General features: G+C 66.9%; 23 protein-coding genes. 12 read left to right on the top strand and 11 right to left on the bottom strand.

Features of this window, described 5'->3' with window-relative positions; translation table 11 throughout:
• Positions 1 to 387 precede the first annotated feature (387 nt).
• Positions 388 to 1,359, top strand: a complete 972-nt coding sequence (locus AC10QF_RS13200; protein ID WP_494542348.1) for an MBL fold metallo-hydrolase — start codon at positions 388 to 390, stop codon at positions 1,357 to 1,359.
• Between the two features lie 73 nt (positions 1,360 to 1,432).
• Here AC10QF_RS13200 and yihA read toward each other — a convergent pair whose 3' ends face one another.
• Positions 1,433 to 2,035: a ribosome biogenesis GTP-binding protein YihA/YsxC gene (gene yihA, locus AC10QF_RS13205; protein ID WP_005411022.1), complete on the bottom strand. Its 603-nt coding sequence runs from the start codon at positions 2,033 to 2,035 to the stop codon at positions 1,433 to 1,435.
• Positions 2,036 to 2,191: 156 nt separating this feature from the next.
• Here yihA and AC10QF_RS13210 point away from each other — a divergent pair, with 156 nt between their 5' ends.
• The 4 genes from AC10QF_RS13210 (at position 2,192) to AC10QF_RS13225 (ending at position 5,483) form a co-directional block, all read left to right on the top strand.
• A complete protein-coding gene (locus AC10QF_RS13210) occupies positions 2,192 to 2,992 on the top strand; it encodes a c-type cytochrome (RefSeq protein WP_095377930.1) in 801 nt (266 codons plus the stop codon).
• Positions 2,993 to 3,098: 106 nt separating this feature from the next.
• Positions 3,099 to 3,749: a thiol:disulfide interchange protein DsbA/DsbL gene (locus AC10QF_RS13215; RefSeq protein WP_005419285.1), complete on the top strand. Its 651-nt coding sequence runs from the start codon at positions 3,099 to 3,101 to the stop codon at positions 3,747 to 3,749.
• A 106-nt stretch (positions 3,750 to 3,855) separates the two neighbouring features.
• A complete protein-coding gene (locus AC10QF_RS13220; protein WP_494542349.1) occupies positions 3,856 to 4,692 on the top strand; it encodes a thiol:disulfide interchange protein DsbA/DsbL in 837 nt (278 codons plus the stop codon).
• Positions 4,693 to 4,745: 53 nt separating this feature from the next.
• Positions 4,746 to 5,483 (top strand): endonuclease/exonuclease/phosphatase family protein, encoded by a 738-nt coding sequence (locus tag AC10QF_RS13225; RefSeq protein ID WP_494542392.1) that lies wholly within the window; start codon positions 4,746 to 4,748, stop codon positions 5,481 to 5,483.
• Between the two features lie 107 nt (positions 5,484 to 5,590).
• Here AC10QF_RS13225 and AC10QF_RS13230 read toward each other — a convergent pair whose 3' ends face one another.
• On the bottom strand, positions 5,591 to 6,460 hold the full coding sequence (locus AC10QF_RS13230; protein ID WP_494542350.1) for an EamA family transporter: 870 nt from the start codon (positions 6,458 to 6,460) through the stop codon (positions 5,591 to 5,593).
• A gap of 72 nt (positions 6,461 to 6,532) precedes the next feature.
• On the opposite strand from AC10QF_RS13230, the gene AC10QF_RS13235 reads away from it, so the two are divergent.
• From AC10QF_RS13235 to fhuE, 3 genes are all read left to right on the top strand, one after another.
• On the top strand, positions 6,533 to 7,015 hold the full coding sequence (locus AC10QF_RS13235; RefSeq protein WP_494542351.1) for an Lrp/AsnC family transcriptional regulator: 483 nt from the start codon (positions 6,533 to 6,535) through the stop codon (positions 7,013 to 7,015).
• Positions 7,016 to 7,092: 77 nt separating this feature from the next.
• Positions 7,093 to 7,644, top strand: coding sequence for a M23 family metallopeptidase (locus tag AC10QF_RS13240; protein ID WP_494542352.1), 552 nt, complete (start codon positions 7,093 to 7,095; stop codon positions 7,642 to 7,644).
• A gap of 185 nt (positions 7,645 to 7,829) precedes the next feature.
• Complete coding sequence (fhuE, locus tag AC10QF_RS13245) at positions 7,830 to 9,992, top strand: ferric-rhodotorulic acid/ferric-coprogen receptor FhuE (protein ID WP_494542353.1); 2,163 nt, start codon at positions 7,830 to 7,832, stop codon at positions 9,990 to 9,992.
• Positions 9,993 to 10,124: 132 nt separating this feature from the next.
• On the opposite strand, the gene AC10QF_RS13250 is transcribed toward fhuE, so the two are convergent.
• From AC10QF_RS13250 to AC10QF_RS13260, 3 genes are all read right to left on the bottom strand, one after another.
• Complete coding sequence (locus tag AC10QF_RS13250) at positions 10,125 to 12,935, bottom strand: TonB-dependent receptor (protein WP_494542393.1); 2,811 nt, start codon at positions 12,933 to 12,935, stop codon at positions 10,125 to 10,127.
• Between the two features lie 320 nt (positions 12,936 to 13,255).
• Entirely contained in the window at positions 13,256 to 13,423 is a 168-nt protein-coding gene (locus AC10QF_RS13255) for a hypothetical protein (protein WP_494542354.1), read from the bottom strand.
• 90 nt (positions 13,424 to 13,513) lie between these two features.
• Positions 13,514 to 13,921: an ExbD/TolR family protein gene (locus AC10QF_RS13260; RefSeq protein ID WP_494542355.1), complete on the bottom strand. Its 408-nt coding sequence runs from the start codon at positions 13,919 to 13,921 to the stop codon at positions 13,514 to 13,516.
• A gap of 151 nt (positions 13,922 to 14,072) precedes the next feature.
• On the opposite strand from AC10QF_RS13260, the gene AC10QF_RS13265 reads away from it, so the two are divergent.
• Positions 14,073 to 16,058 carry a transglycosylase SLT domain-containing protein gene (locus AC10QF_RS13265; protein ID WP_494542394.1) on the top strand — a complete coding sequence of 662 codons (1,986 nt, stop codon included), beginning with the start codon at positions 14,073 to 14,075 and terminating at the stop codon, positions 16,056 to 16,058.
• 198 nt (positions 16,059 to 16,256) lie between these two features.
• A complete protein-coding gene (locus AC10QF_RS13270) occupies positions 16,257 to 17,477 on the top strand; it encodes a multifunctional CCA addition/repair protein (RefSeq protein ID WP_494542356.1) in 1,221 nt (406 codons plus the stop codon).
• 53 nt (positions 17,478 to 17,530) lie between these two features.
• On the opposite strand, the gene AC10QF_RS13275 is transcribed toward AC10QF_RS13270, so the two are convergent.
• The 5 genes from AC10QF_RS13275 to AC10QF_RS13295 all read right to left on the bottom strand — a co-directional run bounded on the left by AC10QF_RS13275 (position 17,531) and on the right by AC10QF_RS13295 (position 20,139).
• Positions 17,531 to 17,965: an SseB family protein gene (locus AC10QF_RS13275; RefSeq protein WP_005419309.1), complete on the bottom strand. Its 435-nt coding sequence runs from the start codon at positions 17,963 to 17,965 to the stop codon at positions 17,531 to 17,533.
• Between the two features lie 87 nt (positions 17,966 to 18,052).
• On the bottom strand, positions 18,053 to 18,412 hold the full coding sequence (locus AC10QF_RS13280) for a helix-turn-helix domain-containing protein (RefSeq protein ID WP_494542357.1): 360 nt from the start codon (positions 18,410 to 18,412) through the stop codon (positions 18,053 to 18,055).
• Positions 18,409 to 18,711: a type II toxin-antitoxin system HigB family toxin gene (locus AC10QF_RS13285; RefSeq protein WP_065178056.1), complete on the bottom strand. Its 303-nt coding sequence runs from the start codon at positions 18,709 to 18,711 to the stop codon at positions 18,409 to 18,411. Before AC10QF_RS13285 ends, AC10QF_RS13280 begins: the two co-directional genes overlap by 4 nt.
• Before the next feature lie 49 nt (positions 18,712 to 18,760).
• Positions 18,761 to 19,099 carry a hypothetical protein gene (locus AC10QF_RS13290; protein WP_069139188.1) on the bottom strand — a complete coding sequence of 113 codons (339 nt, stop codon included), beginning with the start codon at positions 19,097 to 19,099 and terminating at the stop codon, positions 18,761 to 18,763.
• Positions 19,096 to 20,139, bottom strand: a complete 1,044-nt coding sequence (locus tag AC10QF_RS13295; protein WP_069139187.1) for a S41 family peptidase — start codon at positions 20,137 to 20,139, stop codon at positions 19,096 to 19,098. Before AC10QF_RS13295 ends, AC10QF_RS13290 begins: the two co-directional genes overlap by 4 nt.
• Positions 20,140 to 20,554: 415 nt before the next feature.
• Here AC10QF_RS13295 and AC10QF_RS13300 point away from each other — a divergent pair, with 415 nt between their 5' ends.
• Positions 20,555 to 21,001: a hypothetical protein gene (locus tag AC10QF_RS13300; protein WP_494542358.1), complete on the top strand. Its 447-nt coding sequence runs from the start codon at positions 20,555 to 20,557 to the stop codon at positions 20,999 to 21,001.
• A gap of 54 nt (positions 21,002 to 21,055) precedes the next feature.
• Positions 21,056 to 21,394, top strand: a complete 339-nt coding sequence (locus AC10QF_RS13305) for a hypothetical protein (protein WP_494542359.1) — start codon at positions 21,056 to 21,058, stop codon at positions 21,392 to 21,394.
• A gap of 91 nt (positions 21,395 to 21,485) precedes the next feature.
• On the opposite strand, the gene AC10QF_RS13310 is transcribed toward AC10QF_RS13305, so the two are convergent.
• Complete coding sequence (locus tag AC10QF_RS13310) at positions 21,486 to 24,512, bottom strand: autotransporter family protein (protein WP_494542360.1); 3,027 nt, start codon at positions 24,510 to 24,512, stop codon at positions 21,486 to 21,488.
• Between the last annotated feature and the right edge of the window lie 102 nt (positions 24,513 to 24,614).

Raw genomic sequence — 24,614 nt, forward strand, 5'->3', positions numbered from 1 at the left:
ATGAAACTCTGGGGTCAGATCCGTTTTCCTCCGGAGAACGGATCTGACCCCACGTGCTGTTCCGACAGATCACGGAAAACTGTCGAAGGCGGGGTGGGTCCGGTTGCGGGAGTGTCCGCGGCATGGATGCCGCGGCCAAGCCCCCATGGATGGGTTTACGGCGTCTCCCGCAACCGGACCCACCCCGCCATCCCACGGATAGATCGCTGTTGCTGTTGCTGTTGCTGTTGCTTGGGCCGTTGCTCTGGCTCGTAGCGGGTGCAGGGCGCAGCCCTGCAGACAACACCCCCTTCCCTGAGCATTCCACGCAGTGGTTTGAGCGCCGTGCGCACGCCAGTCACGGCACGCTAGGCCAACGGAACCGCCCATCATCCACCGAGAACCCTCATGACCCTGCGCCAACTGCCCCTACGCACCGCCCTGCTGCTGGCCCTGTCCGCCCTGCCACTGGCGGCGCTGGCCGAAGCCACCTCGCCCGCGCCCACCCAGCAGGTGCCCGGCGTCTACCACCAGCGCGTCGGTGCGCTGCAGGTCACCGCCCTGTTCGACGGCGTGGTCGCGCTGGGCCGGCAGGAAGTGGTCGACGTGCCGCCGACACTGGTCAGCCGCCTGTTGGAAGGCCGCTACGTACCGGAAGACAAGAAGGGCCTGCAGACCGCAATCAACGCCTTCCTGGTGCGCCAGGGCAACCACCTGACCCTGGTCGATACCGGCACCGCACAGTGCTTCGGCCCCGGCCTGGGCCAGGTGCTGGGCAACCTGCGCGCCTCCGGCGTGGACCCGGCCGAGGTGGACGAGGTGCTGCTGACCCACGCCCATCCGGACCACCTGTGCGGGGTGCTCGATGCGCAAGGCAAGCCGGCCTACCCGAATGCCACGGTGTGGCTGTCCAGGGCCGATACCGACTACTGGCTCAACCCGGCCAGCGAGGCTTCCGCGCCGAAGGGTGTGCGCTTCGCCTTCCCGCTGGCGCGCAACGCGGTGGCGCCGTACCAGGCCAGTGGCCACCTGCGCACGTTCAACCCCGGCGATGCCCTGCCCGGCGGCGCGGTGGCGATGGACACCCATGGCCATACCCCCGGCCACGTCTCCTACCGGTTCGACAGCCAGGGCCAGTCACTGCTGGTGTGGGGCGACGTGCTGCACTTCCATGCGGTGCAGTTCGCGCACCCGGAGGCCGCGTTCGAGGCCGATTCGGACCGCAAGGCGGCCATCGCCAGCCGTCGCGGGCTGCTGCAGCAGGCCACCGCCAACGGCTGGTGGGTGGCCGGTGCGCACCTGCCGTTCCCGGGACTGGGCCATGTGCGCAGCGAGGGCCAGGCCTATGCGTGGGTGCCGGCGGAGTATTCGCCGTTGTGAGGGTGTGCCGACCAAGGTCGGCACCCACCCGATCGGGTAGCGCCCGGCTGCCAGCCGGGCGACCGGCAATACCTTATTCCAGCCCCAGCCAGCCGCCGATCACGCCGCGGGCTTCGTCCACGCCGGTACGGTCTTCGCCCGAGAACACCTGCACGCTGACGCTGTCACCGTAGGCCGATTGCAGCTCCTTGCGCACCTTCTGCAAGGACTGCATCTGCTGGCTGCGGCTGAGCTTGTCGGCCTTGGTCAGCAGGGCGTGCGCCGGCAGGCCACGCTGCACGGCATAGGACAGCATCTGCCGGTCGTAGTCCTTCAGCGGATGACGGATGTCCATCACCACCACCAGCCCCTTCAGGGCCTCGCGGGTGCGGAAGTACTTGTCGATGAAGGCCTGCCAGTGCGCCTGCAGGTCCAGCGGCACCTTGGCGTAGCCGTAACCGGGCAGGTCGACCAGATGCGCCTCCGGGGTGACCTGGAAGAACACCAGCTGCTGGGTACGGCCGGGGGTCTTGGAGACACGCGCCAGGGCGTTCTGGCGGGTCAGCGCGTTGAGCGCACTGGACTTGCCGGCGTTGGAGCGGCCGGCGAAGGCCACTTCGGCCCCTTCGTCGGGCGGCAGCTGCCGCACGTTATGGGCCGAAAGGTGGTAACGGGCGCGTTCGATGAGCAATGACATGTGCCTAGGATCGCATGTTGCGGCGCCGCGCGCCCGTGCCGGCGGCCTTTGCGGGCATTTTGCTGCACTGCTGCGTTGACCGTGCGCGGAAACGGCGTTGATAATCCGGGCGATGCCGGCCGCCACCGCCCGGCCCGGTCCATACGGAGCTTCAGCATGCGCCACGCTCGCGTTCTTGCCGTATCCGCCCTTGCCACTGCTGTAGTCGTTGCCGCTGCTGCGTTCGCGCAGACCACGTTGACCCCGCTGCCCGACAATGGGCCGATCAATACCGCCTCGCTGGAGGTGGATTTCAGCAAGACCCGCTGGGGCGATGCGAAGGCCGGGCAGACCAAGGCGACGGCCTGCGCGGCCTGCCACGGTGCCGACGGCAATTCCACGGTGGAGATGTACCCGTCCATTGCCGGCCAGAGCGAACGCTACGTGGCCCAGCAGATGGCCCTGATCGCCAACGGCCAGCGCAGTTCCGGCGCGGCGGTGGCGATGGTGCCGTTCGTGCAGAACCTCACCCCGCAGGACATGCGTGATATCGGCGCCTACTTCGCCACGCAGAAGGCCAACGCCGGCATCGCCGATGACACGGCGGTCGCCGACGGCCCCTACAAGGGCATGAAGTTCTACGAGATCGGCCAGCAGCTGTACCGCGGCGGCGATGCCAAGCGTGGCCTGCCGGCCTGCATGGCCTGCCATGGCCCCAGCGGTGCCGGCAATCCCGGCCCGGCCTATCCGCATCTCGGTGGCCAGCACGCCAGCTATGTCGCGCGCCGCCTGCAGGAGTACCAGGCCGGCCAGACCAACGAGACCGACAAGGCGCACTTCCAGATCATGGCCACGGTCGCGCAGAAGCTCAGCGAGCAGGAGGTGCAGGCGCTGTCGAGCTACCTGCAGGGCCTGCACAACAAGGCCGACGATGTGGCCACCACGGCCACGCCAACACAACCGGCTGCCGCCCCCTGACCACCACTGGTCGGCCCGGGCCGCGACGCCGGCCCACGGCTGCGGTATGTTTCCTTCACGCCGGCGGCTGCGCCGGCGTTGCTTTTTTCAACGGAGATGCGTGTCGATGAGGTTGATTTCCCGCCTGCTGTTGTCCGTGCTGGTGCTGCTGCCGCTGGCAGCCTGCGCCGCCACCCCCGCCAATGCCCCGCTGGTCGAGGGCAAAGACTACGAGCGCATCGCCCAGCCGGGCCCGTTCCAGCCGCTGGCCGGCAAGATCGAGGTGGTCGAAGTCTTCGGCTACACCTGCCCGCACTGCGCCCATTTCGAACCGCAGCTGGAAGCCTGGGCGGCCAAGCTGCCGGCCGACGTGCGCTTCACCCCGGTCCCGGCGGCCTTCGGCGGTGCCTGGGATGCCTGGGCACTGGCCTACTACGCCGCCGACGAAGTCGGCGTGGCCAAGCGCAGCCATGCCGCCGTGTTCAAGGCCCTGCACGAGCAGGGTTCGCTGCCGATGCAGAACGTCTCCGCCGATGAGCTCGCCACCTTCTACAAGGCCTACGGCGTGACCCCGGACCGCTACATCCAGGCCCTGCGCGGCGATGCCGTGCAGAAGAAGGTCGAGGCCGCGCGCGCGTTCGCCCAGCGCACCAAGATTCCGGGCACCCCGGCCATCATCATCAATGGCCAGTACCTGGTGCGCGGCAACAGCTTCGACGACCAGCTGCGCATTGCCTCGGCGCTGATCGCGCAGGCGCGCGCCGCCCGCGGCCGCTGAACCAACACCCACCACCGACACGGCGTCGTCGCCGCCGCGTGTCATCATTTCCCCTTGGCCGGCGCCTGCCGCCGGCCCCACCTTTCCAGATGCTGGAGACGTTTCCATGAAGATCCGTTACGCCCTCGCCCTCGCAGCGCTGCTGCCGATCCTGGCCGCCTGCAAGGCCGACGACGGCAGCACCAACACCACCGTGGCCCCCGCCGAACCGGCAGCAACCCCGGCCACGACCACCGAACCGGCTGCCGCACCGGCGGCGGGCAGCGAAGGCGCCGCGCCGGCTGCCGCTGAAGGCGAGAAGACTCCGGCCGAAGCAACTCCGGCCGCCGCGCCGGCCCCGACCACCGCCGCACTGACCGGCCCGGCTCCGGTGGAAGGTGCCGACTACCAGGTGATCCCGAACGGCCAGCCGTTCCAGCCGGCCGCCGGCAAGATCGAAGTGACCGAGATCTTCGGCTACGTCTGCCCGGCCTGCGCCGCGTTCCAGCCGCTGGTCGGCCCGTGGAAGGCCGGCCTGCCCAGCGACGTGAACTTCGTCTACGTGCCGGCCATGTTCGGCGGCACCTGGGATGACTACGCCCGTGCCTTCTACGCCGCGCAGACCCTGGGCGTGCAGGAGAAGACCCACGAAGCGCTGTACGCCGCCATCCACTCGCAGAAGACCCTGAAGGGCGAGCGCGGCCGTGACTCGGTGGAAGACATCGCCAAGTTCTACGCCGCCTACGGCGTCGATCCGAAGCAGTTCGCGGCCACCATGGGCAGCTTCGCGGTGAACGCCAAGACCAACTCGGCCAAGCAGTTCGCCCAGCGCAGCCAGATCAGCGGCACCCCGTCGATCATCGTCAACGGCAAGTACCTGGTGAAGGGCAAGAGCTTCCCGGACATGCTGCGCATCGCCGACCACCTGATCGCCCGCGAACGCGGTGCGGCCCAGGCTCACTGATCCAAGAGAAGCATTTCCCGGCCGTGAATTCCCCCCGTACACGGACCCTGCGCTTGCTGACGGCCAACATCCAGGCCGGCTCAAGTACCCGCCGTTACAGCGACTATGTGACCCGCAGCTGGTCACATGCGCTGCCGGCGGGTCGCAAGCGCAGCAGCCTGGACGCGATCGCCACCCTGGCGCGCGAACATGACATCGTCGGCCTGCAGGAGGCCGACCCGGGCAGCCTGCGCTCGGGCTTCACCAACCAGACCCATTACCTGGCCCAGCGCGCCGGCTTCAACTACTGGAGCCACCAGCCGAACCGGCGCATGGGCGGGGTCGCGTCCAGCGCCAATGGCCTGCTGAGCAAGCTCGAACCGGTGGAAGTGCAGGACCACGCCCTGCCCGGCCGCATCGGCGGGCGCGGCGTGCTGCTGGCCAAGTTCGGCGACGGTACCGACGGCCTGGCGGTGGCGGTGGCGCATCTGTCATTGGGCGCGGGATCGCGGATGTCGCAGCTGGGCTTCATCGCCGAGCTGCTGTCCGACCACCCCAACGCGGTGCTGATGGGCGACTTCAACTGCCTGGCAGAACGCCCGGAAATGCAGGTGCTGTACCAGAAGACCCGGCTGCAGCCGCCCGGCTGCATCGTGCCGACCTTCCCCAGCTGGCGCCCCGACCGCGCCATCGACCACATCCTGGTCAGCAGTGGCCTGCAGACCCGCACCGTGGAAGCCGTGCCGGCCGCGTTCTCCGATCACCTCGCGCTGGCGATGCAGATCGACGTCCCGGCCGACGCCCTGCGCTGAACCGCCCCCCCTGGTAGGTGCGGACCGTTGGTCCGCACGCTTCGCGCCGGCCGCCTGGCGCCCCCTAAATCAGGGCGTAAACGACTTAATCCCCTCCGTCCCTTTTTTCAGGCGGTGACGGGTGCCTTCAATCGCCGCGCGGTCATCGTGCTGCCCACCGAAGCCAGCACCGTGCAGCCGATCGCCAGCCACTGCAGCCCGTGCAGGTGTTCGTGCAGCAGCAGCATCGCCCACAGCGCGGCCACCGCCGGCTCCATGCTGATCAGGATGCCGAAGGTCTCCTTTGGCAGGCGCTTGAGCGCCATCATCTCCAGCGACATCGGGATCGCGCTGGAGACCAGCGCCACCAGCAGGCCGGCTGCCAGGATCTTCGGATCGAGCAGCGCGGTGCCGGCATGCACCACGCCCACCGGCACCACCACCAGCGATGCCGCCAGCAGCCCCAGCGACACCGAATGCCCAGCGTGCAGGTGACCGGCACGCTTGCCGAACACGATGTACAGGCCCCAGCACGCCGCTGCGCCCATGGCATACAGCACGCCGGCCGGATCCAGCGCCGGTCCACCGCCGATCGGCAGCAGCAGCAACAGCCCCACCGCCGCGCAGCCCACCCAGAGGAAATCGATTGGGCGTCGTGATGACAGCATCGCCACCGTCAGCGGCCCGGTGAACTCGATGGCCACCGCGATGCCGAAGGGAATCGTGCGCAGGGCCATGTAGAACAGCAGGTTCATCAGGCCCAGGGTGAGCCCGTAGCGCAGGAGGGTGATGGCATCCACGCGGCGGGTCTTCCAGCGCCATGGCCGCCAGAACAGCAGCAGCAACAGCGCCGAGAAGCCCACGCGTAGCGCACTGGTGCCCTGGGCGCCGATCAGCGGGAACAGGTGTTTGGCGTAGGAGGTTCCGATGGCCAGCGAGGTGACCGAGCCGAGCACCGCCAGCGCCGGCAACATCGGCGCGAGTCGTGAGGTCTGCATGGGCAAAGTCTATTGCGCCGGCGCCGAGCACTTGGCTCAATTGACAGCCTGTTCGTGCAACTTCTGCTCGCCATGGCCACCGCCCCCGTGCTCGACAGCTTCGACCGCGCCATCCTCGACCTGCTGCAGCGGGACAACACCCTGCCGCAGCGCGAGATCGCCGAGGCCGTGCACCTGTCCACCCCGGCCGTGCAGCGACGCATCAAGCGGCTGCAGGACAGCGGCGTGATCGCGGCCAATGTGGCGGTGATCGATGCCGCAAAGATCGGCCGGCCGCTGACCATCATCGTCGAGGTGCGCGTGGTCAGCGAGCTGCGTGAACGCGTGGCGCCGTTCAAGCGCCGCGTGCAGGACGACCCGGCCGTGCAGCAGTGCTACTCGATCACCGGCGATGGCGATTTCCTGCTGCTGCTTTCGGCCGCGTCGATGGAGGAGTACGAAGCGATCACCGAGCGGCTGTTCGGTGGCGATGACAACATCGAGCGCTTCCGCACCTCGGTGGCACTGGGAACGTTGAAGCGCAGTTTCGAAGTGCCGCTGGACCCGGTTCTGTAGCGCTGAGCCATGCTCGACTGCGCTTTGACCGCAAAGCAACAGCCGCCGAGCCATGCTCGGCGCTACAGTCGGAGACCATGAACACATCGCCCTCCCCCGCCCGTCGCCTGCGCCGCTGGCTGCTGCGCGGCCTGTGGCTGGTCATCGCGATCGTTGCCGCGATGGCGCTGTGGAACAGCCCATGGGCTGCTGCACCGAAACTGCTGTGGACACTCTCGCGGATGCCTCCGGCCACCGAGCTTCCGGTGCCGGTGGAAGGCGTGCGGCCCCGCCAGATCGCCGATACGTTCGGCGCTCCGCGCGGCCGTGACCGCTCCCACGCCGGCATCGACATCTTCGCCAGGCGCGGTACCCCGGTGCGCAGTGCCACCGCCGGCGTCGTCGTGGATGTCAGCGACCGCAGCCTCGGTGGCCGCCAGGTGTGGGTGATCGGGCCCGGGCGCGAGCGCTACTACTACGCCCATCTGGACGACTGGGCCGAGGGCCTGGCGCGCGGCCAGGTGGTCCAGGCCGGCGACCTTCTCGGCCACGTGGGCGACAGCGGCAACGCCAAGGGTACGCCGCCGCACCTGCACTGGGGCATCTACGGCGCCGACGGCGCCCGCGATCCACTGCCGCTGCTGCGCTGAACGCCGTGTGCTGCGTCGAGTCCTGCGTGAGCGCCTTCCGCGTTCATGATTTGTAAATAGGAATAGTTCGTATTACTATTTCTTTCGTTTCCGGTGGTGCCAGGACGGCCTGCCCGCCCGTTTCCCACCCGTAGCGCCTCGCCTTCTGGATGCTGGCCGAGCGCGCGTGCTCGTCCAGGACCCCCATGAACCGTTCCGCCTTCCGTATCCCGCAGCCGCAACGGCTGTCCGTTGCCGTGCTCGCTGCACTCTGCGCCGTGGCCCCGGCCGCCTTCGCCGACACCGCCGCCGACCCGACCACGCTCGACAAAGTGGTGGTCAAGGGCGAACGCGCCGAAGGCTATTCGGTGCGCCGCACCTCGGCCGGTACCCGCTTCGACCTGGCGCCGCGCGAGATCCCGCAGTCGCTCAGCATCATCAGCCACCAGCGCATCGAAGATCAGAACCTGGACGACATCATCGACGTGCTGGCCAACACCACCGGCGTCAGCAGCACCCAGTCCGACAGCGAGCGCATCGAGTTCTATTCGCGTGGCTTCTACATCGACAGCTACCAGTTCGATGGCCTGCCGACGCAGATGGTGCAGAACTGGAGCTACGGCGATTCCGGCCTGGACCTGGCGCTGTATGACCGCGTGGAAGTGGTGCGTGGCGCCACCGGCCTGCTGACCGGTGCCGGCAACCCGTCGGCGTCGGTGAACCTGGTGCGCAAGCACGCCGACAGCGCCGAACTGACCGGCAGCGTCTCGGTGAACGTCGGCAGCTGGGGCCGCACCCGCAGCACCGTGGACGTGACCACCCCGCTGAACAAGAGCGGTTCGGTGCGCGCCCGCGTGATCGGCAGCTACCTGGACACCGACGCGCAGATGGACCGCTACAACCAGCACAAGACGCTGGGCTACGCCGTCATCGACGCCGACCTGACCCCGGACACCCAGCTGAGCGTGGGCTACGACTACCAGCAGAAGCGCGCCAACGGCGCCACCTGGGGTGGTTTCCCGATGCTGTTCTCCGATGGAACCAGCACCGGCTACGACGAATCGTTCAATCCGAACCCGAGCTGGACCTACTGGGACACCACCAGCAAGCGCGCGTTCGCCACGTTGGAACACGCCTTCAACGATGACTGGAAAGTCCGCATCGGCGCCACCCACGACGAAACCAAGGCCGACGACAAGCTGTTCTACCCGGCCTACAACGACTGGGTCACCGGCGCTTCGTTCTTCGACAAGAACACCGGTGCCGGCATTTCGCCGTCGGCCGGCTTCTACAACACCGAACGCAAGGTCAATGCGGTGGACGGCTACTTCAGTGGCGCGTTCGGGCTGTTTGGCCTGAAGCACGAAGTGATGGGCGGCCTCAGCTACAACAAGCGCGAGTACGCCAACTACGGCGACTACCAGATCGGCGGCGCCGGCCTCGCCTGGGACCCCTTCTCCAGCTACCTGAACTGGAACGGCAACATCAGCGAACCGAACTGGAATCCGCTGGCCCTGGCCAGCGAAGGCACCATCACCCAGAAGGCCGCCTATGCTGCAGCACGCCTGTCGCTGGCTGATCCGCTGAAGTTGATCGTGGGCGCGCGCTACACCGACTGGAAGAGCGAAGGCGAAGGCGCCGACCGTTCGCACAAAGTCACCACCCCGTATGCGGGCCTGGTGTTCGACATCAACGACACCTACTCCACCTATGCCTCGTACACCGAGATCTTCCAGCCGCAGATGCTGAAGGACCGCAACGGCAGCTACCTGGACCCGGTGGACGGCAAGAGCTACGAAGTGGGCGTGAAGGGTGCCTGGTTCGACAACCGACTGAATGCCTCGGTGGCGGTGTTCCGCATCGAGCAGGACAACGTCGGCCAGTCCACCGGCGAGCCGGTCATCGGCGGCACCGGCGGCGAAACGGCCTACGTGGCCGCGCGTGGCACCGTCAGCCGTGGCTTCGAGTTCGAACTGAACGGCGAACTGGCACCCGGCTGGAACGCGACCTTCGGTGCTTCGCGCTACGTGGCCAAGGACATCAACGGCGCCGACATCAACACCAACCTGCCGCAGACCGCGCTGAAACTGTTCACCAGCTACACCCCGCAGTCGCTGCAGGCACTGACCGTCGGCGGCGGCGCCAACTGGCAGAACCGCATCTACTACGCGGTGCCGGCTTACGGCCGCATCGAACAGAGCGGCTACGCCCTGGTCAGCGCCTTCGTGCGTTACCGCCTGTCGCCGGAATGGAGCGTGCAGGCCAACCTGAACAATCTGCTGGACAAGAAGTACTTCTCGCAGATCAACGGCTACGGTGCGTACGGCGATGGCCGCAATGGCTCGCTGACGTTCACCTGGGCGTTCTGATCAGACGCGGGGTACGACCGCCCCGCACCTGTAGAGCCGAGCCCATGCTCGGCTCAGAGAATCAGCCGAGCGCGGGCTCGGCGCTACATCCGCAAGGCAGCGCCGGAACTGACCGGCGCTGCCCCCCTCACATCAGAACCGCAGGTCCGCGCGCAGGTACCAGTAACGGCCACGCGGGATGTCGTAGGTCGAGGCGTCATACCCGTTCAACGAGCACGACAGGCAGATCGGCGGATCCTTGTCGAACACATTGTTCAGGCCCGCGGTCAGCTGCAGCCCCTTCATCCAGTCGATCTTGTAGCCCACCTGCATGTCGTGGAAGGTGGTGGCCGAGAGCGTGTTGGTGCCGTCGGCCTGGTTGCTGCACACCGGGAATGCCACGGCATCGCCGCAGTTCTCGGTCAGCTCGGAAATGTGCCGCACCGTCCAGTTCGCACTCCAGCGGTCCATCGTCCAGGCGATGCTGGCGTTGCTGGTCCACTCCGGAATGGAGCTGTCGGCCACTTCCACGCCCGGCTTCTGCGGCTGCTTCTGCCCGGCCGCGCCGGTGGCTTCGTAACGACCGACGAACGTGTTCTTCCACGCCAGCTTGAACTGGCCGAAGGAGGTCTGCGGCAACGTCCAGAACAGGTCCACGTCCCAGCCGTCGGTCTTGATCGAGCCCAGATTGGTCAGGCGGTTGTTGAAGCTGCTCACCGCACCCGTGCTGGCGCGGGTGATGCCATCGCAGTACAGCGGGTCGAGCGTGTCCACGCACAGGTCCAGCTGGGTCTGCGCGTTGATGGCCTGGATCGCACCATCGATGGCGTGGCGGTAGAAGGTCACCTCCACATCGAAGCGCTCCGACCACGACGCGTTGTTGCCGAACCACGGGCTCCACACGAAGCCGGTGCTGAAGCTGCGCGAGCGCTCCGGTTCCAGATCACGATTGCCGCCGGTGGTCACCGAGATCTGCGAGTTGGCCTGCTGGAAGCCGGCCGGCACGCCCAGCGCGGCACAATTGGCGGCACTGCCACGTGGCGGCGTACCGCCCAGGCCCACCGAGCACGGATCGAACAGCTGCAGGTCGGCACGTGCGGCCGAGCCGTACAGTTCGCCAATGGACGGTGCGCGGAAACCCTCGGCGTACGTGGTGCGCAGCACGAAGTCATCGGTCACCTGCCAGCGCAGGCCGTACTTGGGCGTGAACTCGCCACCGAAAGTGGAGTAGTCCGAATAGCGGCCGGCCAGGCTCAGGTCCAGCTTCTTGCCCAGCGGCGAGTCGGCGAAGATCGGAACGCTCAGCTCCAGGTAGGCCTCGTTGACGTCGTAGGAACCGGAGGTCGGCTGCGACGGTACGCCGTTGTAGTGGCCGATCACGGTCAGCGGATCCGGCTGGTACCAGCCCTTGTACTTGCGGTACTCGTAACCGCTGGCGAACGATACCGGACCCGCCGGCAGGGTAAACAGGTCGCTGGACAGGTTGGCGGTGAACAGGCTCAGCTCGTTCTGGCTGCGGTCGCGCACCACCGGCTGGATCCACTTCAGCATGTCCGGGGTGATCGAACCGACGCCACCGAAGATGTTCAACGGCACGCAGCCCGGGGTTGCCGCGCACACCGCCGGGTCACCCAGCGCCATGTTGACGTTGTAGATGTTGTAGCTGCCGTAGTTGGTCTGTTCGGCCTTGTTCTTGCTGTACATGCCGTTGACGTCCCAGTACCAGCTGCGGTCGGCGGCCTGGAAGTTGCCGACCAGGCCGGTGGCCACGTAGGTGGTGTTGACCTCCTGCTTGAACACGCGCGCACCGCCTTCCACCGGGCGGCGGCCGATCAGGCTCATGTTGTCGCCGGAGACGAGATCGAAGCCGAACGGGTTGTACGGATTCAGGCGCGAGACCACGATGTTGTCGGCCAACGGATTGCCGGTGGCGCCATCGGGGCCGAAGAACAGCGGCTCGGGGCCGGCCTGGTTGGTCGACTCGCGGCGGTTGCCCAGCGCCTTGATATACCACTGCACGTTGTCGGTGATGTCAAAGCGGAACTGGCCGAACAGACCCTTGCGCTCGGACGGCGTGAGCACCATGTTGTATTCGGCGAAGTTGAAGCGGTCGGCGCTGGTGAAGCAGTGGTAGTCATCGCTGCGGTTGCAGCCGGCGCTGCCGTCATAGCGCGGGTTGGGCACGCCGCTGTTGGGCACGATGTCCTGCTCAGCGCCGGTGTTGGGGTCGACGAAGGCGAAGCGGCCCTGCGGAATGCCACCGCTGCCGAAGGCCAGGCCGGTACCGGGAATCGGGAAGCGCGACTGCTCGCGGTCCTTGGCAAACACCGGGTCCTGCTTGGTCCAGCTGGCACCGAGGAACAGGCTGAAGCGATCACCGCTCTTGCCCCAGGCCAGGTCCACGCCCTTCTGGGTGCCGTCGCCCTTGCTGTACTCACCATAGTTCAGCGTCACCTGCCCGCCATCGAAGTCGCGGCGGGTGATGATGTTGACCACGCCGGCGATGGCATCGGAGCCGTACAGCGACGATGCACCGTCTTCCAGCACCTCGATGCGTTCGACGATGGCCAGCGGGATGGTGTTGAGGTCGGTGGCCGCACCGACGCCCGATGCGGACGACTCGTTGACCCAGCGGATGCCGTCAACCAGCACCAGCACGCGCTTGGCACCGAGGTGGCGCAGATCGACCTGCGCCGAGCCGGCACCCACGCCACTGCCATCGGGCGGGAAACCGAAGTTGCCGGACGAGTTGAACTTGGCGTTGAGCGCAGAGCCGGAACCGGTGAGCTGCTGCAGCACTTCGCCGATCGAGGTCAGGCCGGTGCGTTCGATGTCGCCACGGGTCAGGGTCTGGATCGGGACCTGGCCCTCGACTTCAGCGCGCTTGATGCGGGTACCGGTCACTTCCACCGCGTCCAGGTTGGTGGTGGATTGTGCAGCGGCACCCAACGGAGCCAGGGCCATCACGCACAGCGTGACGGCAACCGCCAACGGGCGGTGGTGCAGGTGATTCATTCGCTCTCTCTCCAAAGGAATGTCGGGACATGGACTGCCGCGCCCCCCTGCATGGCGGCAGCGTCTCCTTTGTAAACAAGCGGTAAAAATCACGGCGTGACGATCGACACTCTTTCACGCGGAATTGACGCAATTGACGGCCATTTGCGTCAAATGGGGGCCGTTTAGAACCGGACGGTACTGTTCAACGCCCTTCGCTGTGATGCCGGTGGCGACAGCGCGCGCCGAGATCCGCCAAAGCTCATCAAGGGGCCTTGTCGATGCCGGCGCTAGTGACCGGGCGCGTCGACGCGCAACCCATGCTGGCTGACAGCCAGCAGCACGCGCGCCATATCTTCATAGTCGGTGTCGTCGGCGGTCGCCAGATGCACCGGGGAGCGATGCTGCTGCGGCATCTGCTGCGCCTGCACCAGCGGTGCCAGATTGGAAGTGGCCATCAAGGAAGTGGCGCGCTGTATCCCGTATCGCATGCCACGTTCCCCGGCAGGAAGCGCGGCCCGCCGATGGCAGACCGCCCGTTGCCGGACTCAACGCACGAAGGCGATGCGCTCCATGCCGGTGGCCTCGGCGGCGGCCAGGATCCGCGCCATGCCTTCGTACTCGGCCGACGGATCGGTGGCGATGCGCAGCTCCGGCAGGCTGCCAGCATGTTCACCGGCCTGTGCCTGCAGGCGCGCCTGCAGATCGCCGATGGCCATCGGCTGGCCATCCCAGCTCAGCTGGTTCGAGGCATCCAGGCGCAGCTCGATCGGCGGGGGCGGTTCGGGGCGATCGACCACGCGATCGGTGTCCTGTGGCAACTGCACGGCAATCGGCCGGGCCACGATCGGCGCGGTCACGATGAAGATGATCAAGAGCACCAGCATCACATCCACCAGTGGCGTGACGTTGATGTCCGCCAGCGGGCCGCTTCTTCCTGCGCTACTGAACGCCATGTGCCGCTCCCTGCAGCCGGGCCGTTCGCCCAAGGCCGACGTTACGACGCCTGCGACCCCGTGCGGCAGGGGCCTGTGCGGAATCATTCAGCTGTCGTTGCCGACGCCCGGCGTGCACGCAATGCGAAACTGAATTCAGCCATTGCCCGCTATGCTGCCCGCCATGACCCGACGCTCTTCGACCGCCCTGTCCCTGCTGCCCTTGGCCACCACGCTGCTGATCGGTTGCGCCAATGCCCAGTCCCTCGATGCCCAGAACGCGCAGCTGAAAGCCGCGATCGCAGCCGCCGAACGCGGCCAATACGATCCTGGCCAGGCCGCTGCGCTCAGCCGCCATCCGGCCTATGGCTGGCTGGAGTACGCCAACCTGCGCCGCAACATCGACACCGTCGATACCGCGCAGGCCCAGGCCTTCCTCAAGCGCTACGACGGCCAGGCCGTGGCCAGCACCTTCCGCAGCGTGTGGCTGCCCTCGCTCGCACGCCGCCAGGACTGGCCGACCCTGCTGGCCAACTGGGCGCCCACCGAAAACACCGGCCTGCGCTGTGCGCAGCTGACCGCGCGCCAGGTGACGGGCAAGGTCGATCCGCAGTGGATCAGTGAAGCGCAGGATCTGTGGCGCAAGAACGGCAAGTCGCTGCCGGACGGCTGTGATGCCGTTTTTGCCGTGCTGCAGGCACAGGGTGGCCTGAGCGACGCCCTGCGCTGGGAACGCATCGATGCCGCCGCCGATGCCCAGCAACCGGCGGTGATGCGCAGCGCCGCACGCGGCCTGCCCGCCGCCGACCTGGCGCTGGCGAACAATTACGCAGCCTTTGTCGACAAGCCCAATGCCAGCGCGTTGAACTGGCCGCGCAACGAGCGCAGCCGGCGCATCGCCACCGATGGCCTGGCCAAGCTGGCCAAGGCCGACCCCGGCGCCACCGAGCAGCAGCTGCCGCAGTACGCCCAGGCGCTCGGCCTGAGTGCCGACCAGCAGGGCCAGGTGCTGTACCAGATCGCGCTGTGGACGGTGGCCTCCTACCTGCCCGATTCGGCACGCCGCCTCAACGCGGTACCCGAATCGGCCTACGACGAGCGCCTGCACGAATGGCGCGTGCGCGAAGCGATGTCGCGCCGCGACTGGCCGGCAGCGCTGGCCGCGATCCGCAAGATGGGCAGCAAGCAGCGCAGCGACCCGCGCTGGCGCTACTTCGAAGGCCGCATGCTGGAAAAAACCGGCCAGGCCCAGCAGGCGCAGCCGCTGTTCCGCGAAGCCGCACGCGCACCGACCTTCCACGGTTTCCTGGCCGCCGACAAGCTGCAGCAGGGCTACACCCTGTGCCCGTGGAAGCCGAACGACAGCGCACAGGCACAGGCGGTGATCGCGCGCGACCCGGCCATCCAGCGCGCGATGGCGCTGTACCAGATCGACCGCGCTGGCTGGGCCGTGGCCGAATGGAACAGCGCGCTGTCGCGCTTCGATGACACCCAGCGCCGCCTCGCCGTGCGCGTGGCGCAGGACAATGGCTGGTTCGACCGCGCCGTGTTCGCGCTCGGCAAGCAGCCGCAGGAACAGCGCCTGTACGACCTGCGCTTCCCGCTGCATCACGACGCCACCATCCGCCGCGAATCGGCACGCAACGCGATCGACCCGGCCTGGGTGGCCGCGGAGATCCGCGCCGAGAGTACCTTCATTCCGCGTGCGCGCTCGCCTGCCAATGCCATGGGCCTGATGCAGGTGCTGCCGGCCACCGGTGCCAGCGTGGCCAAGTCGATCGGGCTGACCGGCTACGGCGGCGCCGACAGCCTGTACGACCCGGACACCAACATTGCCATCGGCACCGCCTACCTGCGCCAGCTGATGAACAAGTACGACGGTCTGCCGTACGTGACCATCGCAGCCTACAACGCCGGCCCGACCCCGACCGCACGCTGGCAGGGCCAGCGCCCGGGCTTCGATCCGGACCTGTGGATCGAGACCATCAGCTACAAGGAAACCCGCGAGTACGTTGCCCGCGTTCTGGCCTTCAGCGTGATCTACGACTGGCGCCTCAATGGTGATGCCCTGCCACTGAGCGACCGCCTGATGGGCCGCCTGGTCGACAAGCGCAAGAACTTCAGCTGCGCCGCCAACGCCGAGCAGGGTGGCGATTGACCGCAACACGGTACTGCCGGCTGCTGGCCTCGATCGGAATATGCACCGCCTGGGTGCTGCTTCGGGCTGGCGCGGCCTGCCGTGATGCCTCTGTATTGGTAGTGCCGGCCGCTGGCCGGCAACCGCAGCCATTCCGAAGCTGCCGGCCAGCGGCCGGCACTACCGGAACATCTGCGCCGGCCGTGCGATCATTCCCCCATGAAGATCTATCTTGTCGGCGGCGCCGTGCGCGACCGCCTGCTGCAGCGCCCTGCCGGCGACCATGACTGGGTGGTGGTTGGCGCCACGCCCGCGCAGATGGAAGCGCAGGGCTACACTGCGGTTGGCCGTGACTTCCCGGTGTTCCTGCACCCGAACACGGGTGAGGAATACGCACTGGCGCGCACCGAGCGCAAATCCGGCCGCGGCTATCGCGGCTTCGTGGTGGATGCTGATCCGGCCGTAACGCTGGAAGAAGACCTGCAGCGCCGCGACTTCACCATCAACGCGATTGCCTGCGACGAAGACACCGGCACGCTGGTCGATCCCTACGGCGGTGTGCGCGATATCGAGCAACGCGTGCTGCGCCATGTCGGTCCTGCGTTCGTCGAAGATCCATTGCGCGTGCTGCGCGCGGCCCGTTTCATGGCGCGCTTCGCACCGCTGGGCTTTACCGTCGCCGAAGAGACCATGGCGCTGATGCGCGAGGTCGCCGCCAGTGGCGAGCTGGACGCGCTGGTGCCGGAGCGCGTCTGGCAGGAACTGCGCAAGGCGCTGGTCAGTGAGCGGCCCTCCGCCTTCCTGCGCACACTGCACGATGCGCATGCCCTGGGCCCGATCCTGCCCGAACTGGAAGCGCTGTACGGCGTGCCGCAGCGTGCTGAATTCCACCCGGAAGTCGATACCGGCATCCACCAGGAAATGGTCAGCGACATGGCCGCGAAGCTGGCCCCCGGCGATGACCTGGTCGGCTTCGCCGCGCTCACCCACGACCTCGGCAAGGGCCTGACCCCGCCGGAGGAATGGCCGCGCCACATCATGCACGAGCAGCGCGGCATCAAGCCGCTGAAGGCACTGTGTGCGCGGTTGAAGATTCCCGCCGAGCACCAGCAGCTGGCCGAAGCGGTCTGCCGCGAGCACTTGAACGTGCACCGCATCGACGAACTGCGCGATGCCACCGTGCTGGAACTGCTGGGCCGCTGTGATGCGCTGCGCCGGCCGGAACGCGTGGCCCGCATCGCGTTGTGCTGCGAGGCCGACAAGCGCGGCCGGCTCGGTTTCGAGGATGCCGACTACCCGCAGGGCGAAACGCTCAAGCGCCTGCACCGGGCAGCGCTGTCAGTGCAGGCCAGGGATCTGGATACCACCCATCTGAAGGGCCCGGCCATCGGCGAAGCGCTGGCCAAGGCGCGGGTGAAGGCGATTGCCGCTTCCCGCTGAAGCACCTGGTAGTGCCGGCCGCTCCGCTGGCCGGCACCCCTAAATCGCTGGCTTCAATGCGCCATGCCGCGGGTGATCGCCGCCGCCCGCTGCTTCAGCTGGGCCACGGCATCGGGAATCATCTCCATGCCCACGTCCAGGCCCGGGTTCAGCACCAGGCCGACGCCGTCGCCGATACCGGCCAGCAGCGCGTGCACCGCGATCGGCATGGCATGCGCGAACTGCGGCAGCTGCTCGTGCCACAGGCCGGCGCGCTCGGGGGCAGTGAACACCGCGAACATCGGCTCGCCGCTCTCGCTGGTCAGCACCAACGGCGAGATGCTCTCGTCCCAGGCGCCATCTTCGCCGATGGCCTTGTCCAGCAGCACGAACGCCGTCGAGGTCAGCAGGCCGTCGAGGAACTGCGCTGCGGTCAGCGTGCCGTCCTGGGCCTGCAGCAGGCGCACCTCGAGGTCGTTGAGGGGTTCGAACGGGGTGTCGTGGTCCATGGTCGGTTCCGGTACGCGGTTGCAGGCTGCAACTTTAGCAGGCCGGGAGTGAGGCACGGCAGCGTATCGGCAGGAGCACGCGGGGCTTCAGCGGCCGATGAGACTTTCTGCGGGAATGCCCAGGTTGCGGTGAAGCTTCCGGATCATTTCAAGAGTCAGACCGCGCTTGCGATTCAACACCTCATAGACACGGTTGAGCTGGCCGATGGAGGGCACCAGATCCTTCACGGTCAGACCGCCCTGCTCCATGCGGAAGCGGATTGCATCGATGGGATCTGGCGGCTTGATCGGGTAGTGCTTCGCTTCGTAGGCTTCAACCAGCGTTACGAGAATTTCAAATCGATCGCCATCTTCGCTGCCCGGCTCCGGCTCGTTGTCGACATAGGCCGAAATCATGCGCAGCGCGTTTTCGTAGTCGCTTTCCGTACGGATGGGATGGATGTTCATAGAAGCTCCACAGTGTCGGCGTCGATCCGGTCGTACTCGGCGTGGGTGCCAATGAACTTGATGTAGACCACTTGAAACCTGTAACCCACAGCGACGATGAGCCGGTAGCTGTTGCCTTTTATGTTGAACACCACACGACTGTTGGCCACGAAACTTGCGCTTGCGTAACGTTGGCGTACGTCATGCGGTGTGTCCCAGACGGCGTGCCTCACTTCGTCATACCAGGACCTCAGCGCTGCTTCCGAATCAGGGTGACGTTCCCAGAATCGTTTCAGCGTCGCCAAAGCAACCACTTTCATTCGGATATCCTAGTCCCAATTTGGGATATAAGCAACCGTGTCATCTTCATCAGCGGCCGATGTATCCGTGCCGCCACATCCATCCGGCCACCGCCAGCCCCGCCACCACCACCAGCATCAACGGCAGGCCGAAGCGGTGCCGCCACGGGATCGGCACCCCGCCCAGCTGCTGGTCCATGGTCTCGGTATCCAGCACCCAGCCGTGCTCGCAGCGGGTGCAGGCCAGCTCGTAGCGACGCTGGTAGGTGAAGCCGAACAGCAGGTCGATGCGCGCCATCCTGTAGCGCAGCTGCGGGGCGAACTCGGTTTCCGTCTGGCAGCGCAGGCAGTGGTGGGCTTCGGTGGGGCCGACGATCAGCACCCGTTCCTGTTGGCCGATCAGGATCATGACCGGGTGCCTTGGCAGGCGGGCTGGGCCAGCAGCCAGGCTTGGGCGGCGGCCACGGTGGCGGCGTCCCCCTCGACGCGCTGGTCGGGCTCGATCTTCAAGCCATCACCACGATCATTGCGGTCCCGCATCACGCTGGTGGTCAGCAGCAGGCGACTGCCATCGGCAAGCGTGTGCACGACATTGCCAGTGGAGACACCCGCAGTAGGCTGACCGAAACTCCGCGTCTGCGGACGACCACGCCACGCCAGCACCGAGGCCTCGCCCGAACTGCCGGTGCGCGGCCCGAACAGCACCGCCACCGGCGCGCCGGGCTGCCGCAGCACATAGCCGGACTGGCCGAAGTCCAGCACCGACTTGCCTGCACGCTGTACAGCGGTCGCGGTCAACGTCCAGCGCTCCGGCCCCTGTGCGGCTTCGAACGCTCCCACATCTTCGTTGTTCACCACCGAGGTGCGCAGCAACGGTGCCATGCCCAGCAGCATCGGCCACATGTTGCCACCGCTGTTGTCACGCAGGTCGACGATCCAGCCACAGCGCATGCCGTCGTCCTTGCTACGGATTACCTGCTGCCACCGCGCGGCGCGCTGGATGTCCTGGCGGAATTTCTCCTGCGGCGTCGCGCCGGGCATAGGGGCATAGCCCTCGATGACCACCCAGCCGATGCGCGCATCCACCGCATCGACGGCCTTGGCCCGGTCCACGGCGGCGGCACCGGCCTGCTGCGCGCGCGCAAGGGATTCACGCTGGCGCTGGGTCGTGGTCCATGCACCATGGTGGCCGGTGCTGAGCGCAATGGCTTCGCGCAGAACGGCCAGCCGTTGCGCGGGGTCGCCCTGCGCCGATTGCAGGCGGATGCGAATGGCGGGCCAGTCCACCCGATCGCGATACAGCGCCTGGCGTTCAAGCAGGCTGAGGATCTCGGCCAGGGCCTCCGGCGAGGGCACCTCGACCGTGCTTGGCGTATCGGCCATGGCGCCGGTCGCCAGCAACACGAACATCAGCGCGCCGATGCGACGCACTCCCTTGCGAACCTGCATGCGACGCTTCCTTGTCGTTGAGTCAGGACCGCAGCATAACCGGGGCATGATCGCTTGCGCCACGCGCGAACTGTCGTATCCGGCCCGATCGCTGGTTGCAGCAAGGCGGCTTGCGTGCAGTCACCACATTGCAACTTTGCCCATGTCATCGCGGCGCACAACGCGCCAAGGTGGCCCCCGTCGGCGCTTCCTGCGCTGACCGGGATTGGCGTCCTGAATGAAGCTTTTCACGAGCGGGCTTGCAACGTCGTTGCCGGCCCGAACAATGCACCGTCCGTCGTTCTGCGGCGGGCGGTGCGTGGGGATCCCCGGATCCGCCGGCGTCATTCCTCGTGAAGAGCTTCACCGGCACGCCAACCCGCACCGCCCGCCACCTTGCATCCCGCAGGTGGCCTTGCCTTGTGAGGTTGCTGCCATGAACACGCCCTACCCCACCTCTCCGCGCCTGCAGGCACTGCTCGGTGCTGCATTGCCCGACCTGCAGCTGTCCGCTACGGCAGCCGAAGCGCTGGAAGATGCGCTCACCGAAGCCGACGAACAGGCGCCGCAGTCGGCGTTCTTCGCCCGGTTGCGCGGCATCGCACACAGCCACGGAGCCGACGGCCAGGCGTGGCGCGAGCGGCAACTCAGCGAGGCGCGCGGCCGGGAACTGGCCGAGGCGACGCGCTGTCTTGCCGCATTGTCCGCCTGCGGCGGTGTGTTGCTGGCGGCGCAGTCGGCGCGCGAGATGGATGATGCGCAGGTGCAGTGTCCGCCACAGGTGGAGGAAGGGTTGCTACATGCGGTGGTGGTGTTGGCCGATCATGCGGGGGCGTTGGTCGCGCCCGAGCTGCTGCCGATACGAGCCAACGAATGCTGCTAGATGTTGCAACCCTGCTGGAAAAATCGACTCATTAGAAAGCCATCAGATAAAGCCATGGACGACAAGAGATATGAATTACTTCGGAAATTCGTGCAGGCGATATCAGATCGGGATAGCACCACACTGCAGGAAGACTTTGACCTGACCTCAGTGATGATTCTGGAAATCTACGAACTTCTGCCGGTTTACTTCCTAGAAGGTGCCGCCATTTCCATCCCTTCACCTGCGCGCGACGCAGCAGACGACTTGGTACCGTTGATGACCACATATGACCGTGGAGATGGTGACAGTGCAGTTGAGTGCTATCTCCTCGAGGACGGCGAGCCCAGCGAAGCCGTTCTTCATGTCCATTTCGAGAAAGGTAATCTCATCTACGGATTCATCAATTCATAGCAATTCCGGATCGCCCAAAGCGAACGACATTTCAGAACGTGTCGACCAAGGTCGACACCCACCAGAGTGGGTCATGCATCTGCACCGCGCGCTACCAGTCCGCGCGCAAGCCGATGTTGCCTTCGATGATGCGGCGCTTCTCGTTGCGGTCGCCACCCAGCTCGCGCGTATAGTCGGCCACGGCGTACGCACTGATGGTGCGGTTGAAGCGCCCGACCACACCCACGCCGGCTTCCAGCGCGCGTGAACGCTGCGAATTGATGATCACGTCGTCGTCGAAGCGGATGCGATCCTCGCCGGAACGACCATGCCAGTAATTCAGCTTGAAATACGGCTGCCAGCCGTTGTCGGCCAGCTGGTAATCACCGGCCAGGCGCAGGCCGATGCGGCCGGTCCAGGCGTTGTCGTTGTCGAAGCGCACGCTCGACACTTCATCGCGGCGGTCGTCCAGCGAGGTGCGCTGCCAGATCACCTGCAGCTGCGGTTCCAGCCACCATGCGGACTGACCGAAGTGCAGCAGCGGCTTGCCGGCCTCCACTGACACGCTGGTGCCGTCGCCGCTCAGGCCGAAGCCGAGCCCGCGCGAGGAACGTACGCGGCCGTCGTAGCGGCTCTGCATCGCCACGGCGTCGATATAGGCACCGCTGCTGTCGGTGAACGTCCAGTACAGGCCCGCGTGCTTGTCGTCCAAACGGTTCTGGCCTACCCGCACGTTTTCCCAGCCCAGTGCCAGGCCGGTGGTCTTGCCCTGCGCGCGGGTGCGGCCGACGAACACGCCGATCTGGTTGCGATGGCTATCAGACGCCGCAGCCCACACGTCGAGGCCGGCCTGCAGGCCCATCACGTCGCCATCGAAGCCGGGCTGCGCATCGCCCTTCCAGTGGATCTCGCTGCTCTGCCCCACCAGGCGGCCCCAGGCGGTGCGGAATGCGCCCTGGTTGTACAGCAGGCGCTGTTCGCCCTGCCGCTCGTGGAAGGTACCGAGGCTGGCCAGCGAGGTCTCGCGCAGCAGCGGCGGCACCACCGCGTAGGCGGCGGTCTCCACGCGGTACAGCGGTACCACCGCACCTTCGGCCGGGCGTGCACCCGGCGTCGGCGGTGCACCGGTACCGGGCAATGCACCGCCGGCCACGGGCACGTCCGGCACCGCCGGATCGCTGGGCGGTGCCACCGGCGCCGGTTCCGGCGGCGGCGGCGGTGGTGCGGTCTCGCCTGCGGTCAGGTCCGGATCGATGGCGCCTTCGGGCGGCGGTGGCGGCGCCGGGGCAATGGGGGGCGGTGGTGCCACCGGCGGCGTCAGCGGCGGTGGGGTGGCGCTGCCACCACCGTTGGGTGCCGGCGTCGGGCCGGTCACCAGCGTCGAACGCAGGTACCAGTTTTCGCTGGTGCCGGCACTGACACCACCCTTGAACAGGAAGTACTCGTAGGCGCCGGCCGCGACCGGTGCGAACAGCGAGAACGCGCCCGGCGCGGTGCGGCCACCATTCAAGGCCTGCACCACCAGGATGCCATCGGCCAGCGTGGCCGCGCCGCTGCCGCCGGCATTCAGCACGCCGATGCCGGTGGTTCCGGTGGCGGTACCGCCATCGATCACCAAGCGATCGCTGGGGGAGTTGTCCGCGCCCAGCACGGTGCGCAGGTACAGGCCACCACCGTCACCGCGATAGTTGCCGCGCACGGTGAACACGTCGCCGGCGCCGGTACCGGTCAGGTCGATGCGCCCGGCATTGACCATCTCCACCAGTGCAGCACTGTTGAATGGGCGGATGGCATGGCCGCCACTGCCCGCGTAGACGGTGCTGGTGTCGTCCACCGTGAGCGTACCGGTGCCGGTTGCGCTGTCGCCCAGCACCAGGTCGCCATCGAAGCTCAGCTCGGTGCTGTTGGCCAGGCTGATCGTCTCCCAGTTCTGGTAACGGCCCACGCCTGCGGTCTTGACGTTGCTCAGGTTGAGCTGGTCGATGCCACTGCCACCGTCGAACAGCGGCACCGCACCCAGGTTGCCCTGGTTGAGGTTGCTGAGGTTGGCCACGTCGTTGTCTGGGCCCATGTCGATCGCACCGTAGACAATGCCACCGCCGCTCCAGTTGAAGGTGTCATCGCCGGTACTGAGCAGTACCTGCCCGCGCACGGTACCGTCGGTGATGGTCACGCTGTCGTTGCCGCCGCTGACGCTGATGTTGCCGCCGATGTAGGCCGTGCCCGAAATGATGATGGTGTCGGTGTCGAAGCCGGTCACCACGTTGCCATCAACAGTACCGCCGGACTGGTCCCACAGGTTCTTGTCCAGCTTCATGTTGACGCGGCCGATGCGGCCTGCGGTCATCCAGGCCTGGTCGCCATCTTCGAACGCACCGACGATGCGGCCACCGCTCATGCGGAAGGTATCGATGTTGTCGCCCTGCTGCAGCGCGCCGATCGTGCCGCCACTCATGACGAAATCATCGCGGCCACTGCCCTGCGCCACCACGCCGGTGACGGTGCCGCCGGTGACGGTCATCTGGTCATCGCCGCTACCCTGGTCGATGCTGTCGATGGTGCCATTGCCCAGCAGCAGCACATCGTTGCCATCTCCTTGCAGGACGCCGCCGCTGATGCTGCCGGCCTGCATCTCGAGGCGGTCGTTGCCCGAATCGAACTGTACGCCAGTGCGCCCGCTGATCGTTCCGCGGTTGACCAACACGCTGTCGCCGGCGCCAACGAACTGCAGCGCGATGTTGTTGCCGGTGCTGATGCTGCCCGAATTCTCGACACGGCTGCCGCCACCGAGCTGGACCGCCACACCCCCCACCGAACTGATCGTGCCGAGGTTGGACAGCAGGTGCCCGCCGGCCCCGACCAGCGAAATCGCACTGCCACCACCGCTCTGCTGCAACTGGGTACCGCTGGCGACGTTGACGGTGATGCCCGCTTCGCCGCTGGCTGTGATAGGCACCGTCTGCGGATTCGGCGCGTTGGCGTCGCAGGTGACCGCCTGGCCGGCGACCGGAGCGACGGTGCTGCAGCCAGCCCAGGCGGCGCTGGCGGTCAACAGCACCATGGACGGGACAGCCAGTGCCTGAAGCACGGAAACGGTGAGGCGGCGCGGACGGAAAGCGCGCGGGACGGCACGGGTCATACAGTTCTCCTGGACAGGGAATCAGGAACTGCAAATGCACGCTGCTGCGTGTGCAGTCTGCCGTGATGTGAACCGTTTCGATAGGTGAACTTGCGTGCCGAA

This window comes from Stenotrophomonas maltophilia complex sp. Om-AH-Sm3 (assembly GCF_059337855.1).